This is a genomic window from Cellulomonas sp. A375-1 (assembly GCF_001040865.1).
GTDB classification, from domain to species: Bacteria; Actinomycetota; Actinomycetes; order Actinomycetales; family Cellulomonadaceae; genus Cellulomonas; species Cellulomonas gelida.
Map to the genome: position 1 here is coordinate 1,706 of NZ_LFKW01000071.1, position 424 is coordinate 2,129.

The following is a 424-nucleotide window of genomic DNA, read 5'->3' on the forward strand; positions in this document are numbered from 1 at the left end:
GGGCAAGAACCGCGTGGTCGAGCAGCTCGTCGCGCAGCACGAGGGCGAGCCGACGCTCGTCATCGGGCAGTACCTGGACCAGCTGCACGAGCTCGCCGAGCACATCGGCGCGGACCTCATCACGGGCGAGACGACCGTGCGGGAGCGTCAGCGCCTGTTCGACGCGTTCCGCACCGGGGAGATCTCCAAGCTCGTCGTGTCGAAGGTCGCGAACTTCTCGATCGACCTGCCCGAGGCGTCGGTCGCGATCCAGGTGTCGGGCTCGTTCGGGTCCCGCCAGGAGGAGGCGCAGCGGCTCGGGCGCATCATGCGCCCCAAGGCCAGCGGGCGGACGGCGCACTTCTACACCGTCGTCGCGCGCGACACCGTCGACCAGGACTTCGCCGCCCACCGCCAGCGCTTCCTCGCCGAGCAGGGCTACGCG

The 424-nt window shown here is 70.8% G+C and carries 1 protein-coding gene; it reads left to right on the top strand.

Annotation, left to right across the window (positions count from 1 at the left end; translation table 11 throughout):
* A partial coding sequence (locus CWIS_RS19315) for a helicase-related protein (RefSeq protein WP_048342772.1) occupies positions 1 to 424 on the top strand: 424 nt, incomplete at both ends.